At 68.1% G+C, this 15400-nt stretch carries 13 protein-coding genes, 1 other RNA gene, 1 pseudogene and 2 riboswitches; of the genes and pseudogenes, 13 read left to right on the top strand and 2 right to left on the bottom strand.

Going from position 1 to position 15400, the window contains the following annotated elements; translation table 11 throughout:
- Nucleotides 1-28 precede the first annotated feature (28 nt).
- From AC3WR5_RS32230 to AC3WR5_RS32210, 5 genes are all read left to right on the top strand, one after another.
- Nucleotides 29-955, top strand: a complete 927-nt coding sequence (locus AC3WR5_RS32230) for a hypothetical protein (RefSeq protein ID WP_492489855.1) — start codon at nucleotides 29-31, stop codon at nucleotides 953-955.
- 75 nt (nucleotides 956-1030) lie between these two features.
- Nucleotides 1031-2164, top strand: a complete 1134-nt coding sequence (locus AC3WR5_RS32225; RefSeq protein ID WP_492489853.1) for an AIR synthase-related protein — start codon at nucleotides 1031-1033, stop codon at nucleotides 2162-2164.
- A 62-nt stretch (nucleotides 2165-2226) separates the two neighbouring features.
- Nucleotides 2227-2323: signal recognition particle sRNA small type (gene ffs, locus AC3WR5_RS32220), an RNA gene on the top strand.
- A gap of 181 nt (nucleotides 2324-2504) precedes the next feature.
- A complete protein-coding gene (locus AC3WR5_RS32215) occupies nucleotides 2505-2672 on the top strand; it encodes a hypothetical protein (protein ID WP_170200925.1) in 168 nt (55 codons plus the stop codon).
- A 77-nt stretch (nucleotides 2673-2749) separates the two neighbouring features.
- Entirely contained in the window at nucleotides 2750-4432 is a 1683-nt protein-coding gene (locus tag AC3WR5_RS32210; RefSeq protein WP_492489851.1) for an NAD(P)/FAD-dependent oxidoreductase, read from the top strand.
- A 13-nt stretch (nucleotides 4433-4445) separates the two neighbouring features.
- Here AC3WR5_RS32210 and AC3WR5_RS32205 read toward each other — a convergent pair whose 3' ends face one another.
- Complete coding sequence (locus AC3WR5_RS32205) at nucleotides 4446-4703, bottom strand: hypothetical protein (protein ID WP_492489849.1); 258 nt, start codon at nucleotides 4701-4703, stop codon at nucleotides 4446-4448.
- Between the two features lie 51 nt (nucleotides 4704-4754).
- A riboswitch (glycine riboswitch) is annotated at nucleotides 4755-4846 on the top strand.
- Nucleotides 4847-4862: 16 nt separating this feature from the next.
- Nucleotides 4863-4990, top strand: a riboswitch (glycine riboswitch).
- A 59-nt stretch (nucleotides 4991-5049) separates the two neighbouring features.
- Here AC3WR5_RS32205 and gcvT point away from each other — a divergent pair.
- The 4 genes from gcvT to AC3WR5_RS32185 all read left to right on the top strand — a co-directional run bounded on the left by gcvT (nucleotide 5050) and on the right by AC3WR5_RS32185 (nucleotide 11164).
- Nucleotides 5050-6195 carry a glycine cleavage system aminomethyltransferase GcvT gene (gene gcvT / locus AC3WR5_RS32200; RefSeq protein ID WP_492489848.1) on the top strand — a complete coding sequence of 382 codons (1146 nt, stop codon included), beginning with the start codon at nucleotides 5050-5052 and terminating at the stop codon, nucleotides 6193-6195.
- A gap of 167 nt (nucleotides 6196-6362) precedes the next feature.
- Nucleotides 6363-6737, top strand: coding sequence for a glycine cleavage system protein GcvH (gcvH, locus tag AC3WR5_RS32195; protein WP_141288416.1), 375 nt, complete (start codon nucleotides 6363-6365; stop codon nucleotides 6735-6737).
- A 101-nt stretch (nucleotides 6738-6838) separates the two neighbouring features.
- Nucleotides 6839-9736, top strand: coding sequence for an aminomethyl-transferring glycine dehydrogenase (gene gcvP, locus AC3WR5_RS32190; protein ID WP_492489846.1), 2898 nt, complete (start codon nucleotides 6839-6841; stop codon nucleotides 9734-9736).
- A gap of 36 nt (nucleotides 9737-9772) precedes the next feature.
- The gene (locus tag AC3WR5_RS32185; protein ID WP_492489845.1) at nucleotides 9773-11164 is read left to right on the top strand and encodes an L-serine ammonia-lyase; all 1392 of its coding nucleotides are present in this window, start codon (nucleotides 9773-9775) and stop codon (nucleotides 11162-11164) included.
- 33 nt (nucleotides 11165-11197) lie between these two features.
- Here the strand turns inward: AC3WR5_RS32185 and AC3WR5_RS32180 are convergent, their stop codons facing one another.
- On the bottom strand, nucleotides 11198-11428 hold the full coding sequence (locus AC3WR5_RS32180; RefSeq protein WP_141288419.1) for a DUF2789 domain-containing protein: 231 nt from the start codon (nucleotides 11426-11428) through the stop codon (nucleotides 11198-11200).
- 170 nt (nucleotides 11429-11598) lie between these two features.
- On the opposite strand from AC3WR5_RS32180, the gene AC3WR5_RS32175 reads away from it, so the two are divergent.
- The 4 genes and pseudogenes from AC3WR5_RS32175 to AC3WR5_RS32160 all read left to right on the top strand — a co-directional run.
- Nucleotides 11599-12459 (top strand): DUF72 domain-containing protein, encoded by an 861-nt coding sequence (locus AC3WR5_RS32175; protein ID WP_492489844.1) that lies wholly within the window; start codon nucleotides 11599-11601, stop codon nucleotides 12457-12459.
- A 76-nt stretch (nucleotides 12460-12535) separates the two neighbouring features.
- The gene (locus tag AC3WR5_RS32170; RefSeq protein WP_141288421.1) at nucleotides 12536-13231 is read left to right on the top strand and encodes a response regulator transcription factor; all 696 of its coding nucleotides are present in this window, start codon (nucleotides 12536-12538) and stop codon (nucleotides 13229-13231) included.
- Nucleotides 13232-13310: 79 nt separating this feature from the next.
- A complete protein-coding gene (locus AC3WR5_RS32165; RefSeq protein WP_231012202.1) occupies nucleotides 13311-14873 on the top strand; it encodes a sensor histidine kinase in 1563 nt (520 codons plus the stop codon).
- A gap of 339 nt (nucleotides 14874-15212) precedes the next feature.
- Nucleotides 15213-15400, top strand: a pseudogene (locus tag AC3WR5_RS32160) (hypothetical protein); the annotation flags it as partial.

Below are 15400 nucleotides of genomic sequence, written 5' to 3'. Positions count from 1 at the left end.
TGCGCTGCACCCTTTTTTGGAGACAAACATGAGCACTGTGCACACCCGTTACGTGACCTGGCTTTCACGTGGCCGCCGCGGCCACGGCAGCGCCGCGCTGGACCTGGTCGCGCCACTGTCCACCCAAGTGGACAACCCCGGCGGCTACCAGGCCTGGGCTTCGTCCAACATCAGCTGGCAGGACAGCAACGGCCAGGACCAGACGGCGCAATTCGCCTTCTGGTCAGTCACCGGGGCCGCCGGCGGCCCCGGCGTGAGCTTCTCGCCCAGCCTGAACATCGAAGTAGAAGGCAGCGACGTGCAGGCCACCGCCTGGTACCTGCCCGGTGGCGGCCGCGGCAATGGCGAAAAGGGCACTTTCGTCGACGCCTTCGACGTGGCGCAAGGCACCTTCGTCGACGACGATTTCGTGACCATCTCGCCGGATGCCGAACTGACCAACGCCGCCAACGAAACCGGCTTCGTGCCCAGCGCCGCGGTCGAGACCGTGTCTGCCTACGACACCATCCACGCTGTGCCCTTCATGGATTGGCGCGTGATGGTGCAGGCCCCGGCTGGCAGCGACAGCGTCAGCACCACCCACCTGCACACCGGCGCGGGCAGCACCGGCGTGGCCTTTGCGTTCTACCAGAGCACCGGCGGTGGCGGCGGCATCAAGGTGAACCCAGGCCGCTACCAGAAGGGCACCTGGGTCAGCTGGGGCGTGATGGTCGACGGCGGCGGCCCGACCGGCAATGGCCCGGTGGGCCCTTGGGACCCGCTGGTGCGCTCGCTGGCCACCGCGCTGGCCATGGCCGAAGCCGCGAAGCTGTCGGACCCTGAACTGCAGCGCGCCGGGCTGGATCTGGCCGCCAAGCAGCTCGAGATGACGGCGGCGAAGATGGCCGAAGCCATGCGCAAGGGCTTCAGCAGCCCGGTGCGCGTGACCGGCGTGCCGGCGCAGAACAAGCGCTGACCCCGGTGGCCGGAGGCTGGCAGGCCTCCGGCCACCAAGCGGGTGCGGTCCGCGGCTGTCGGATAATCCCGACCCATGACCGCATCCGCTTCCCACAGCCCCGCCGCCGACACCCTCAGCTACGAGCAGGCCGGCGTCAACTACGATCTGATCGACCCGCTGAAGGTCGCCGCGCAGCGCGCCGCTGCCGCCACCGCCGGCCACCTCGCCGGCCACGGCTTCAGCGAAGTGCCGGCCTCGCGCGGCGAATCGGCCTACGTGGTCGACGTGGGTCCGTTCTACCTGGCCAGCATCGTCGAATGCCTGGGCTCCAAGGCCCTGGTGGCCGACGAGATGAAGGCAGTGACCGGCAAGAGCTACTACGCCGGGATTGCGCAGGACACCATTGCGATGGCGGTCAACGACCTGATCACCGTCGGCGCCACGCCGCTGGTCGTGCAGGCCTACTGGGCCGCCGGTGGCAGCGACTGGTTCGCCGACGCGCAACGCGCGCAAGCCCTGGTCGAAGGCTGGAAGAAGGCCTGCGACGTGTGCGGCGTGGCCTGGGGCGGCGGCGAAACGCCGGCACTGGCCGGCATTGTCGAGAGTGGCCGCATCGACCTGGCTGCGTCCTGCACCGGCATCATCAACCCCAAGACCCGCCTCAGCGTGGGCGACGCACTGGGCGCCGGTGACGCCATCGTGCTGCTCAGCTCCAGCGGCATTCATGCCAACGGCCTGAGCCTGGCGCGCAAGCTGGTGGAGCGGCTGCCGCAAGGCTACCTGACCGAAGTCGAGCCGGGCCTCAGCTACGGCGAAGCACTGCTGGCGCCGACCACGCTGTACAGCCCGGTCACCGAAGCGCTGGCCAAGGCCGGCGTGACCATGCACTACTGCGCCAACATCACCGGCCACGGCTGGCGCAAGCTGCTGCGCCACCCCAGCAGCCTGAGCTACCGCATCCACAGCGTGCCCGCCGTGCCGCCGGTGCTGAAGTTCATCCAGCAGCACGCCAAGCAAGACGACCGCGAGGCCTATTCCACGCTGAACATGGGCGCGGGCTTCGCGCTGTTCGTGAAGGCCGGGGACGCCGAGCGCACCGTCGAGATCGCCAAGGCCCAGGGCGTGGATGCGATCGTCGCCGGCGTGGTCGAGGCCAGCGCCAGCAAGCAGGTGCTGATCGAGCCGATCAACGTGCGCTTTGGCGACGACGACCTGCAACTGCGCTAAGAGCGCCGGATTTCCTGGTCGGGGCCCGGGCCGCCTCTTCGGCCTGGGTTAGAATTCGTTGTGACGGGCCTCCTCGCATGGAAGCACGGCCAACTGGGTCAGGTGGGGAACCAAGCAGCCCTAACTGTTGTGACCAGTGCCGAGATCAGGCTCGTCACCTTTGCCAATCCCTCGCGGGGTTCGAGCAAAAGGACACCAAGCCACTTGAACAAGCCGCTTTGCGCACCCTCCGCGCGGCGGCTTTTTCTTTGAACCTTGCCTGGCGGACTCGCCAGACGGGCTGCCAGCCACGGCGCTTGTGGCCTAATCGAGGGTTGATTCTTTTTTCACTGGAGCCACCATGGGCAACAAGATCGTTACCGAAGCCGACCGCAAGGCCACCCCGCGTCCCGCCGCTCCGAGCGGTGTCACCGTCACCACGCACCGCGGCCAGCGCGTGAGCCTGGAACGTGGCTCGCACACGCGCAGCAAGAAGAGCGCCGGCAAGCGCGCGAAGAAGGGCGGCTAAAGCCCCCGCCCTGGCCTGCCGGTGGTGTCACTGGCCCTGCGCCAGGGCCTGATTGACCGCCACCGCAGACCTGCACCATGCTGAGGATCACCGAACTCCGCCTGCCGCTGAACCATGCCGAAGACGCGCTGCGTCCGGCCATCGTCGCCAGGCTGGGCGTGGCGGACGAGGCACTGAGCCGGTTCACCCTGTTCAAGCGCGCCTACGACGCGCGCAAGAAGTCGGCCATCGTGCTGATCTACACGGTGGACTGCGAGCTGACCGACGCGACCCAGGAGGCCGCCGTGCTGCAGCAGCACGCAGGTGACCCTCACATCCGGCTCACGCCGGACACCGAATACAAGTTTGTCGGCCATGTCGACGACCACTTGCCAGCGGACTTCCACGCCACCGAACGCCCGCGCCCGCTGGTAATCGGCTTCGGCCCCTGCGGCATCTTCGCCGCGCTGATCCTGGCCCAGATGGGCCTGCGCCCCATCGTGCTGGAGCGCGGCAAGGAAGTGCGCCAGCGCACCAAGGACACCTGGGGCCTGTGGCGGCAGCAGCAGCTGAACCCGGAGTCGAACGTGCAATTCGGCGAAGGCGGCGCCGGCACCTTCTCCGACGGCAAGCTGTGGAGCCAGATCAGCGACCCGCGCCACCTGACGCGCAAGGTGCTGAACGAGTTCGTCAAGGCCGGCGCGCCCGAGGAAATCCTCTACGTCAGCAAGCCGCACATCGGCACCTTCCGACTGGTCAGCATGGTCGAGAAGATCCGGGCCGACATCGTCGCGCTGGGAGGTGAGATCCGCTTCGAGCAGCGGGTCACCGACGTGCTGATCGAAGGCAAGGGCGAGCAGCGCCACATTCGCGGCGTGACGCTGGCCTCCGGCGAAACACTGCGCTCGGACCACGTCGTGATGGCGCTGGGCCACAGCGCGCGCGACACCTTCACGATGCTGCACGAGCGCGGCGTCTACATGGAAGCCAAGCCCTTCTCCATTGGCTTCCGGGTCGAGCATCCGCAAGGGGCGATCGACCGGGCACGTTTCGGCACGAATGCCGGCCACCCCATCCTCGGCGCGGCCGACTACAAGCTGGTGCACCACGCCAGCAACGGCCGCTCTGTCTACAGCTTCTGCATGTGTCCCGGTGGCACCGTGGTCGCCGCCACTTCCGAGCCCGAGCGCGTGGTGACCAACGGCATGAGCCAGTATTCGCGCAACGAGCGAAATGCGAACGCCGGCATCGTCGTCGGCATAGCCCCTGCGGACTACCGGCAAAAACCGGGAAGTGGCCCCGTCAACCCGTTGGACGGCATGGCTTTCCAGCGCATCTGGGAATCGCGCGCCTACGAACTGGGCGGCGGCGGCTACCTGGCGCCCGCTGCACTGGTGGGCGACTTCATCAAGCGCCAGCCCAGCCGCGTGCTCGGCAATGTGGAGCCCTCGTACAAGCCCGGCGTGCACCTGACCGAGCTGGCCGCCAAGGACCGCCCTGTCCTGCCGCACTACGTGCTGGATGCAGTCCGCGAGGCGTTACCCGCCTTCGAGCGGCAGATCAAGGGCTTCTCGATGCCAGACGCGGTGCTGACCGGCGTCGAGACCCGCACCTCGTCGCCGCTGCGCATGACCCGCGGCAAGGATTACCAAAGCCTGAACGTCAAGGGCCTCTACCCGGCGGGCGAAGGCGCGGGCTATGCCGGCGGCATCATGTCCGCTGGTGTGGACGGCATCGAGGTCGCCGAGGCCGTGGGCCGCGCGATGCTGGCCGCGGCCTGAAGCCTCAGCGAATTCAGCTGCCGCTGGCGGAAGCCGGCGAGGCCGGCAGCAACAGCACGTCGGCCTTGCCACCCACGCAGTCGGTCGTCTGCCCCGGCTTGCACGCCGGTTTGGGCGGGTCGTAGATCGTGTAATGGCCGCCTGGCCGGTAGATCAGCAGCAGCCACAGCACCACCACGGTGGCAGCGGTCGCGGCGATGACGATCAGGCGCTGGCGGCGCGAGCTCGGTTGGTACCGGTCTTGGTTCGGGTCTGGATCTTTTTTCGGCACGGCCGAGACTATCGCACGGCGCTGGCGCCGCCCGCGGCTGCGGTTACACTGCTCAGCTTGTTAGGAGAGAGCTCCACCAGGAGCCGCCGAAGGCGCAGAGGGTCACCCCTCGAACGCTCAGGCAAAAGGACTGACAAGCGTCTTGCCGTAACAGGCGAGGCGTTCCTCACTGGAGAGAGGCGGGTGATGGCTGCAAGGCCATGAGCCCGTCCACCGAAGGGGCAAGCGGTGGCCGTTATCAACGGCCCGCCGTCAATCTCTCAGGTAAAGCGGACAGAGAGGGCCTATTGGATGAAGAGATTCGCCAGACCGCCCTCCAAGCGCCGACCTGAAGAGACGACCCCGCATGAGCTCCACGCCTGACATCCTGCTGCAGACCCCGCTGCACGCCCTGCACCTCGAACTCGGCGCCCGAATGGTGCCTTTCGCCGGCTACGCGATGCCGGTGCAGTACCCGGCCGGCCTGATGGCCGAGCACCGCCAGTGCCGCGATTCGGCCGCGCTGTTCGACGTCTCGCACATGGGCCAGTTGCGCCTGATCGGCGCCGACGCGGCCGCCGCACTCGAAACCCTGGTGCCGGTGGACGTGATCGACCTGGCGCCCGGCAAGCAGCGCTACGCCTTCTTCACGAACGACGAAGGCGGCATCCTCGACGACCTGATGATCACCCGCCCGGCCGGCAAGGGAGCAGCCAGCTTCGGCGACCTGTTCGTGGTGGTGAACGCTGGCTGCAAGGACGCGGACATCGCGCACCTGCAGGCCCGCATTGGCAGCCGCTGCGAAGTCAGGCCGCTGCCCGAGCGTGCGCTGCTGGCGCTGCAGGGCCCGAAGGCGGTCGACGCCCTCTCTCGCCTGAACCCCGAAGTCGCCAAGCTGACCTTCATGACCGGCGGCCTGTTCACATTGGCCGGCGCCGAATGCTTCGTGACCCGCTCGGGCTACAGCGGCGAAGACGGCTACGAGATCTCGGTGCACGAGAACGACGCCGTGGCCCTCGCCCGCGAACTGCTCGCCCAGCCGGAAGTGAAGCCTGCCGGCCTGGGCGCGCGCGACACGCTGCGCCTGGAAGCCGGCCTGTGCCTGTACGGCCACGACATCGACACGACGACCACGCCAGTCGAAGCCGCGCTGACCTGGGGCATCCAGAAGGTGCGGCGTGCTGGTGGCGCGCGCGCTGGTGGCTACCCTGGCGCCGCGGTCATCGACCGCCAGTTCGCCGAAGGCGCGGCGCGCAAGCGCGTGGGCCTGGTCGGCAAGGAACGGGCGCCGGTGCGCGAAGGCACCAAGCTGTTCTCGGCAGACGGCACCGAGCTGGGCACCGTGACCAGCGGCACGCTGGGCCCGACCGTGAACACGCCGGTCGCGCTGGCCTACCTGCCTACCGCGCAGGTCGCGGTGGGCACCGAAGTCTTCGCCGAAGTGCGCGGCAAGCGGCTGCCGATGACGGTCGCCGCGACACCGTTCACCCCGAATCGCTACTACCGCGGCTGAGCGCAGCGAGATCGGTCCGAGGCCGGCATGCGACCTGCCCCATCCGGGGTTGGACAGCCCCGCCTCGCCGATCTAACCTGCGCGCTGGCACGGCACCGCCGTTCTGCCGCCTCCCCTTTTGTTTCTTTCCTGAATTCCTTCTCCCGCCACACCACGGAGCCCGACACATGACGACCATGTACACCAACGATCACGAGTGGATCAACATCGAGGACCACGAAGCCGCCGTCGTCGGCATCACGCTGCACGCGCAGGACGCCCTGGGCGATGTGGTCTTCGTGGACCTGCCCGAGGTCGGCACGACCTACGCCAAGGGCGACATCGCCGGCGTGGTCGAGTCGGTCAAGGCCGCGGCCGACATCTACATGCCCGTCAGCGGCGAAGTCGTCGAAGTCAACGAAGCGCTGCGCGCCGACCCATCGCTGGCCAACACCGACCCGATGGGCAACGGCTGGTTCTTCAAGGTCCACGTGTCCGACATGGCCGAGTTCGAAGCGCTGATGGATGCGCCTTCGTACGACGCACTGCTGAAGACGCTCTGATCCCGCACTGAACTGCCTGGTTCGGTGGCGTGATCCGTCGCCGGACCTTCCCCGCCTTTTCCCCTGCCGCCACCGCGGCCGCCCCGCCGAGACCCGCTGCCATGCTGATGTCCGCCCACGCGCCCCTGGACGCCCTTGAAAACAACGCCGAGTTCGTCGCCCGCCACATCGGGCCGGCGCCGGAGGACGAAGCCGCGATGCTCAGCGTGATCGGCGCGGCCTCGCGCCGTGCGCTGATCGAAACCTTGGTGCCCGCCAGCATCGCCCGCAGCGCGCCGATGCAGCTGCCCACGCCGCTGACCGAAGCCCAGGCGCTGGCCGAGCTGAAGGCCATCGCCGGCAAGAACCAGTGCCTGAAAAGCTTCATCGGCCAGGGCTACCACGGCACGCTGACGCCCGGCGTCATCCTGCGCAACATCCTCGAGAACCCGGCCTGGTACACCGCCTACACGCCTTACCAGGCCGAGATCTCGCAAGGCCGCATGGAAGCCCTGGTCAACTTCCAGACCCTGGTGACCGACCTGACCGGCATGGCGGTGGCGAATGCCTCGATGCTGGACGAAGCCACCTCGGCCGCCGAAGCCATGACGCTGGCCGCCCGCGTGGGCAAGAGCAAGAGCGAAACCTTCTTCGTGGCCGACGACGTGCTGCCGCAGTCGCTGGAAGTGATCCGCACCCGTGCCAAGCCGCTGGGCATCACGGTGGTTGTCGGCCCGGCCGAGCAGGCCGGCCAGCAAGAGTGCTTTGCAGCGCTGGTGCAGTACCCCGGCGTGACCGGCCGCGTGCGCGCGCTGCAGCCGCTGGCTGATGCCGTGCACGCCCAGGGCGGCCTGCTGATCGTCGCGGCCGACCTGCTGGCGCTGACACTGATCCAGGCGCCGGCCGAACAAGGCGCCGACATCGCGCTGGGCAACACCCAGCGCTTCGGCATGCCCATGGGCGCCGGCGGCCCGCACGCCGCCTACCTGGCCTGCAAGGACGAGTTCAAGCGCTCGCTGCCCGGCCGACTGGTGGGCGTGAGCGTGGACGCGCACGGCGCGCCGGCCTACCGCCTGGCGCTGCAGACCCGCGAGCAGCACATCCGCCGCGAAAAGGCCACGTCCAACATCTGCACCGCGCAAGTGCTGCCGGCCGTCGTCGCCAGCATGTACGCGGTCTACCACGGCCCGGAAGGCCTCAAGCGCATCGCCCGCCGCGTGGCCAGCTACACGGCCATCCTGGCGGCAGGCCTGAAGCAGCTGGGCGCCACGCTGGCCCATGAAGAGGCCTTCGACACGCTGGAAGTGCAGACGGCCAGCCAGACGGAAGCCATCCTGGCCGCGGCCCGCGCCGCCGGCATGAACCTGCGCAAGGCGAGCGACGCCTCGATCGGCATCACGCTGGACGAGACCACCACGCGCGCCGACTTGCTGGCGATCTGGGGCCTGTTTGCCAACGGCGCCGCCCTGCCCGGCTTCGCCGACTTCGAAGCCGGCGTCTCGCCGCTGGTGCCGGCCGCGCTGACCCGCAGCTCGACTTTCCTGACGCACCCGGTCTTCAACGCCCACCACAGCGAAACCGAGATGCTGCGCTACATCCGCAAGCTCTCGGACAAGGACCTGGCGCTGGACCGCAGCATGATCCCGCTGGGCTCGTGCACGATGAAGCTGAACGCCACCAGCGAGATGATTCCCATCACCTGGCCCGAGTTCGCGCAGGTGCACCCGTTTGCCCCGGCCGACCAGCTGGCCGGCTACGCGCTCTTGAACGAGCAGCTCTGCGCCTGGCTGGCGCAGGCCACCGGCTACGCCGGCATCAGCCTGCAGCCCAACGCCGGCTCGCAAGGCGAATACGCCGGCCTGCTGGCCATCCAGGCCTGGCATGCCAACCGCGGTGAAGCTCACCGCCGCATCTGCCTGATCCCTGAGAGCGCGCACGGCACCAACCCGGCCAGCGCGATGATGGTGGGCATGCAGGTCGTGGTCGTGAAGTGCGATGCCAACGGCAGCGTGGACCTGGTGGACCTGAAGGCCAAGTGCGAGAAGCACGCCGCCGACCTGGCTGCGATCATGATCACCTACCCGTCCACCTACGGCGTGTTCGAGCCGCAGGTGAAGGAACTGTGCGCGATGGTGCACAGCTTCGGCGGCCGGGTGTACGTGGACGGCGCCAACATGAACGCGATGGTCGGCGTGGCGGCGCCTGGCCAGTTCGGCGGCGACGTGAGCCACCTGAACCTGCACAAGACCTTCTGCATCCCGCACGGCGGTGGCGGCCCGGGTGTCGGCCCCGTCTGCGTGGTCGAAGACCTGGTGCCTTTCCTGCCCGGTCACGGCACCGCCGGCCAGCAGCGCCTGGGCGGCGTGGGCGCCGTCTCGGCCGCGCCGCTGGGCAACGCCGCGGTGCTGCCCATCAGCTGGATGTACGTGCGCATGATGGGCGCCGAAGGCCTGCAGGCCGCGACCGAAACCGCCATCCTCAGCGCCAACTACGTGGCAGCCCGCCTGTCTGGCCACTACGACATCCACTTCAGCGGCGCCAAGGATGGCATCAAGGGCGGCGGCGTCGCCCACGAGTGCATCCTGGACCTGCGCCCGCTGAAGGACTCGTCGGGCATCAGCGCCGAAGACGTGGCCAAGCGCCTGATCGACTACGGCTTCCACGCGCCCACGCTGTCCTTCCCGGTCGCCGGCACGCTGATGGTCGAGCCGACCGAGAGCGAACCCAAGGCCGAGCTGGACCGCTTCTGCGACGCGATGATCGCGATCCGGGAAGAGATCCGCCAGGTCGAGGCTGGCACGCTGCCGCGCGAGGACAACCCGCTGAAGAACGCACCGCACACCGCCGAACAGCTGGTGAAGACCGAGTGGACGCACGGCTACAGCCGCGAGGCCGCTGCCTACCCGGTCGCCAGCCTGCGCCAGGGCAAGTACTGGTCGCCAGTCGGCCGGGTCGACAACGTCTGGGGCGACCGGAACCTGTTCTGCTCCTGCATCCCGGTCTCCGAACTCGACGCCTGATCCGCCTTCCCCGGTTCCTCAAGCGCAAGGCTCACCATGGCAGTCTCAGTCTTCGATCTGTTCAAGATCGGCATCGGCCCGAGCAGTTCGCACACCGTGGGGCCCATGCGCGCAGCACGGCTGTTCGTTGGCCGTCTGCGGCATGAAGGCCTGCTGTCGCGCGTGGCCCGCGTGCGCTGCTGGCTCTACGGCTCGCTGGGCGCCACCGGCAAGGGCCACGGCAGCGACAAGGCGGTGCTGCTGGGCCTGGCCGGGCATGAGCCGGACAGCGTGGACGTGGAGCAGGTGCCGGCCATCCTGGAAGCCATGCGCGGCGAGCGGCGGCTGAACCTGCTGGGCGAGCATCCGGTCCATTTCCTCGAGGCCGAGGACCTGCTCTTCATGCGCCGCGAGACCCTGCCCTTCCACGCGAATGGCATGCGGCTCACGGCCTATGACGCGGCCGGTTCAGAGCTGGAAACGCGCACCTACTACTCGGTCGGTGGCGGCTTTGTCGTCAGCGACGAAGTCGCGGCCGACGGCAGCAAGCAGAAGGTCATCGCGCCGGATGCCACCGTGCTGCCCTTGCCCTTCACCAGCGGCGACCAGTTGCTCGCGCTTTGCCAGGAACACGGTCTGTCCATTGCGCAGGTCATGCGGCGCAACGAACTGCACTGGCGCACGGAGGCCGAGATCCACAGCGGCCTGATGAAGATCTGGCAGGTCATGCAGGACTGCGTGGCCCGCGGCTGCCGCACCGAAGGCATCCTGCCGGGCGGCTTCAAAGTGCGCCGCCGCGCCGCCGCTTTGCATCGCGCGTTGACCTCCAACCCCGAGGCCGCGCTGCGCGACCCGCTGCAGGTGATGGACTGGGTGAACCTCTACGCGCTGGCGGTCAACGAGGAGAACGCTGCCGGTGGCCGCGTGGTGACAGCGCCGACCAATGGTGCTGCCGGCATCGTGCCGGCCGTCCTCCACTACTACACGCGCTTCGTGCACAGCGCGACCGACGCGGGCGTGGTGGACTTCCTGCTCACCGCCGCGGCCATCGGCATCCTCTACAAGGAAAACGCCAGCATCTCGGGCGCCGAGGTCGGCTGCCAGGGCGAGGTGGGTGTGGCCTGCTCGATGGCCGCCGCTGCGTTGTGCCAGGTGATGGGCGGCACGCCTGAACAGGTGGAAAACGCCGCCGAGATCGGCATGGAACACCACCTGGGGCTGACCTGCGACCCGGTTGGCGGCCTAGTGCAGATCCCCTGCATCGAGCGCAACGCCATCGCCTCGGTCAAGGCCATCAATGCGGCCCGCATGGCGCTGCACGGCGATGGCACGCACCACGTCAGCCTGGACAAGGTCATCAAGACCATGCGCGAGACCGGGGCCGACATGAAGACCAAATACAAGGAAACCGCCCGCGGCGGCCTGGCGGTCAACATCGTCGAGTGTTGAGCAGCGCAGCCCGCCCGGCGCGGGCCGGCTCGCTCAATGCAAGGCCAGGTTCAGTTGGTCGACCACCTCGGCCCAGTCGGCGTCCTGCTTGAGCTGTTCCTTCAGCAGTTGCGCCTGGGCGGGCGTCCAGAAGTCGGCTTCATTGAGGGCCACGCCGCTGGGCAGCGGCCGGTGCGCGTGGATGAAGCTGCGAATGTCCGCTTCCTCGGCGGGCAGGCCCAGTTGGGCAAACAGCTCGTGGAACTGATGGAAGCTGCAGTCCATGGTCGACTTCTCCTCGTGATGCCGCGTGGCGCGGCGAATGGCCGAACCATAGGCCTGCCGGCGCGAGTTGCAAAGACGGACATGGCCTCAGCCGCACGTGGGCGCCCTCCTACGGCGCCAGAGCCGCTACGATCAACTCACTACCGCTGCGGCTGCACGCCTTGATCGCCATGCACACGCTTTCTCTCCTGCCTGATGCTGTACCGCCCTCCTCGTCGACATCCGGCGCACCCCGCATCCGCGTGGGCATTGGCGGCTGGGGCTTCGAGCCCTGGCGCGACGGCAATTTCTTCCCCATAGGCTGGCCCAAGACCAAGGAACTCGCCTACGCCAGCAGCAAGCTCAGCGCAATCGAGATCAACAGCACCTACTACAGCGACCAGCGCCCCAGCACCTTTGCCAAGTGGCATGACGACACGCCGCCCGGCTTCATGTTCTCGCTGAAGGCCAACCGTTTCACGACCAACCGCCGGGTGCTGGCCGAGGCCGGTGGCTCGGTAGAGAAATTCCTGGCCAGTGGGCTGCTCGAATTGAAGGACAAGCTCGGCCCCATCGTCTGGCAATTCGCGCCAAGCAAGCGTTTCGATGCGGCCGACTTCGGCGCGTTCCTGAAGCTGCTGCCACGCGAGCTGGGCGGCCGCCCGCTGCGCCATGCGCTGGACGTGCGGCATGAGAGCTTTCGCTGCAGCGAATACCTGGACCTGGCGCGGTCCATGGGCATGGCCACGGTGTTCACCGAGGCTGACGACTACCCGCCGCTGCCGGACCTGACCGCCGACTTCGCCTACTGCCGCTTCATGCGCACCGCGTCCGAACAGCCGGAGGGCTGTGAACCCGAGGTGCTGGACGGCCTGGCCAAAAGCGTCGCCACCTGGCGCGACGGGCAGGAGCCGACCGGGCTGCCCAAGGTCGAGGCCGGTCCGCCGCCGGCTGCGCTGGCGCATCCGCGCGACGTGTTCTTCTATTTCATCAGCGGCGCCAAGGAGCGCAACCCGGCCGCCGCCCAGGCGCTGCTGAGCCGCTTGGGCTGAAGCGCCGCGCCAAGGCCTGGCATTGCCCGGTGTTTCCCGCCTCCCCGTCGCGCTCAGCGCACGTTAAGCTTTGCCCATGAACCTCTTGCTCGCTGAAGACGATGCGCTGCTCTCGGACGCCCTGTCTGCGCAATTGCGCGAGGCCGGCTTCCAGGTGGAGCACGCACCGAATGGCGCAGTGGCCGAATACCTGCTGCTGAAGCAACCTTACGACCTGGCGGTGCTGGACCTCGGCCTGCCCATGGTCGACGGGCTGACGGTGCTGCGCCGAGTGCGCGCCGCCAAGCCCGGCCTGCCGGTGCTGGTCTTGACCGCACTCGACAGCCTGGACGACCGCGTGGCCGGCCTGAATGCCGGGGCCGACGACTACCTGACCAAACCCTTCGACTTTCCCGAGCTGGAAGCACGGCTGCGGGCACTGCTGCGCCGCAGCAAGCCGGTCAGCAGCGCCAGCGAAATGGGCCCGCTGAGCTTCGACCGTGACACCCGCCGCGCCACGCTGCGCAGCGAGCCGCTGGAACTCAGCCCGCGCGAGTGGATGCTGCTGGACCTGCTGCTGACGCAGCGCGAGAAGGTGGTCACCAAGGAGCAGATCAACCAGGTCTGGGCAACCGATCGCGCCGGCGGTGCCAGCGAGGGCGGTGCCGGTGGCAACAACGCGATCGAGGTCTACATTCACAGGCTGCGTCGCAAGCTGGAGGGTTCCGGACTGGTCATCCGCACCGTGCGCGGGCTGGGTTACCTGCTCGAGGCTGAAGCCGTGGTCGCCTGAAACCGCGCTTCGCTGAACCCGCGTGCTGCGCCGATCGGGCGCTGCAGCCCTTGTCCTTGCCTCCCATCGCCCTGCCGCCATGAATGCCGACCCGGGCCTGCCGCCCGGCCCAACGCCGGTGCCCGCCGGCCTGCCTGATCCGCTGCCGCCGGGCCGCTGGCAACCGCTGAGCCATCGCCTGCTCGGCAAGGGGCTGGGCGCGCTGCACGGGGCGCGCTCGCTGCGCCAGCAGTTGCTGGTCTGGGTGCTGCTGCCGCAACTTGTGCTGTGGCTGGCCGGCGCGTTCTTCACCTACAACCTGGCAGCCCGCTATGCCAATGCGGCGATCGATGCCAGCCTGCTGCAGGCCACGCGTGCGCTCGCACGCCAGGTCAAGCCGGTGGGCAACGGGCTGCTGATCGACTTCCCACGCGCTGCGCAGGACATTCTGGAAGCCGACCCGAACGACCGGGTGCTCTACACCGTCAGCTCGCCACCCGGCCAGTTCATCCTCGGCAACCGCAACCTGCCAATGCCACCGACCGCGGGCGATGCTGGCGCGGCACCGGGCGACCCGCGCTTCTACGACGGCCAGATTCAGCTCAACCCGCACCTGGAGCAGGGCGAAAAACCCATTTTCGAGCAGGTGCGGGTGGCCGCGCTGTACCTGAGCTACGGCGACGACATCGGCCCTTCGCAGACCATGCTGGTCCAGGTCGCGCGTTCCAGCACCAACCGCGAGGAACTGGCGCGCCGCATCCTGCTGGACACGGTGCTGCCCCTGTCGGTGCTGATCATCGCGATGACGATGATCGTCTGGGCCGGCATTGGCGCCGGCCTGGCGCCATTGAGCAAGCTGCGCAGCCAGGTGGTCGGACGCGCAGCCAATGACCTGACGCCGATCCAGATCGATGTGGCGCCGCACGAGGTGCGCGCGCTGGCCCAGGCCATCAATGCGTTGCTGGCCGCAGTCCAGCGCAACGTGGGCGCGCAAAAACGCTTCATCAGCGATGCCGCCCACCAGTTGCGCACACCACTGGCCGGCCTGAAAAGCCAGACCGAGCTGGCACTCAAAGACGCCACCGAGCCAGCCCTTCAGGCCCGCCTGCAGCGCGTGCACGAAAGCGCGACCCGCAGCGCCCACCTGGTCAACCAGTTGCTCACGCTGGCCCGCGCCGAGCCGGAATCGGCCACGCGCCAGTCGCAGGAGCGGGTGGACATGGCCAAGCTGGCGCGCGAGCTGACAGCGGAGCTGGTGCCACGCGCCCTGCATGCCGGGCAGGACCTGGGCTTTGCAGTGGCAGACGAGGCCGAGCCGCTGCATGTGCGCGGCACCAGCCTGCTGCTGCGCGAGGCCTTGATCAATGTGATCGACAACGCGCTGCGCTACGCCGGCCGCGGCGCCGAGGTCACGGTGCTGGTGGCGGCAGAAGGCGACGACTGGGTGCGCATCGAGGTCAACGACAACGGCCCCGGCCTGCCGCTGGAGCAACAGCACCAGGTGTTCGAGCGCTTCTTCCGTGCCACGCACGAAGGCACGGGCTGCGGCCTGGGCCTGGCGATCGTCAAGGAGATCGTCGAACGGCATGCCGGCCGGGTGTCGGTGCAGTCGGTCCATCCCACCGGGCTGTCGGTGCAGCTGCGCCTGCCCCGCTCGCACTGAGCGGCGTTTTTCAGCTGCTTCATCGATACCTCCGAGCCCGCCGGACACCGGTTTTCCGGGTTCGCCGGTCGGCACGTCACACAGCGTGCTTCCTTAAGGTCAGCCGGCTGCCGCCCACCCTCAAAGGAGGGGGACTCACGCGCGGGTTACCCGGGCTTACGCGAACTTGGCGTTTGATTGGCACCGAAGAAGCGTTGCTTGTACGCCAACATCCTATCGTAAGTACCTATAAATTCCATGTTCAGTATTCATTAATAATTCGGCTCGCCGCAAGCAATCTGAACATTGCACAACAACACGAGTGGCCTGCGGCCCACTCTTCCCGTCAGGAGACAAACCATGAAGATTCGTCACCCCGCTTGGCGTCACACCCCGCTGGCCATCGGCCTGCTGCTTGCCACCGCCCAGTCCGCCTTCGCGCTGGACTGGGGCGGCTACTTCCGCGCAGGCCCCGGCCTGACCTCGAAGAACACCTCGCGCGCCTGCTACGCGCTGAACGGCGGCAGCGCCGGCATGAAGTACCGACT

This window comes from Ideonella sp. FW305-24, assembly GCF_058788035.1.
This window is presented reverse-complemented; position numbering and strand designations above follow the sequence as displayed.

Bases quoted from the DNA above. Each gene is read 5' to 3' on its own strand.
- AC3WR5_RS32230 (WP_492489855.1), top strand. From the start codon at position 29: ATGAGCACTGTGCACACCCGTTACGTGACCTGGCTTTCACGTGGCCGC.
- AC3WR5_RS32225 (WP_492489853.1), top strand. From the start codon at position 1,031: ATGACCGCATCCGCTTCCCACAGCCCCGCCGCCGACACCCTCAGCTAC.
- AC3WR5_RS32215 (WP_170200925.1), top strand. From the start codon at position 2,505: ATGGGCAACAAGATCGTTACCGAAGCCGACCGCAAGGCCACCCCGCGT.
- AC3WR5_RS32210 (WP_492489851.1), top strand. From the start codon at position 2,750: ATGCTGAGGATCACCGAACTCCGCCTGCCGCTGAACCATGCCGAAGAC.
- gcvT (WP_492489848.1), top strand. From the start codon at position 5,050: ATGAGCTCCACGCCTGACATCCTGCTGCAGACCCCGCTGCACGCCCTG.
- gcvH (WP_141288416.1), top strand. From the start codon at position 6,363: ATGACGACCATGTACACCAACGATCACGAGTGGATCAACATCGAGGAC.
- gcvP (WP_492489846.1), top strand. From the start codon at position 6,839: ATGCTGATGTCCGCCCACGCGCCCCTGGACGCCCTTGAAAACAACGCC.
- AC3WR5_RS32185 (WP_492489845.1), top strand. From the start codon at position 9,773: ATGGCAGTCTCAGTCTTCGATCTGTTCAAGATCGGCATCGGCCCGAGC.
- AC3WR5_RS32180 (WP_141288419.1), bottom strand. From the start codon at position 11,428: ATGGACTGCAGCTTCCATCAGTTCCACGAGCTGTTTGCCCAACTGGGC.
- AC3WR5_RS32175 (WP_492489844.1), top strand. From the start codon at position 11,599: ATGCACACGCTTTCTCTCCTGCCTGATGCTGTACCGCCCTCCTCGTCG.
- AC3WR5_RS32170 (WP_141288421.1), top strand. From the start codon at position 12,536: ATGAACCTCTTGCTCGCTGAAGACGATGCGCTGCTCTCGGACGCCCTG.
- AC3WR5_RS32165 (WP_231012202.1), top strand. From the start codon at position 13,311: ATGAATGCCGACCCGGGCCTGCCGCCCGGCCCAACGCCGGTGCCCGCC.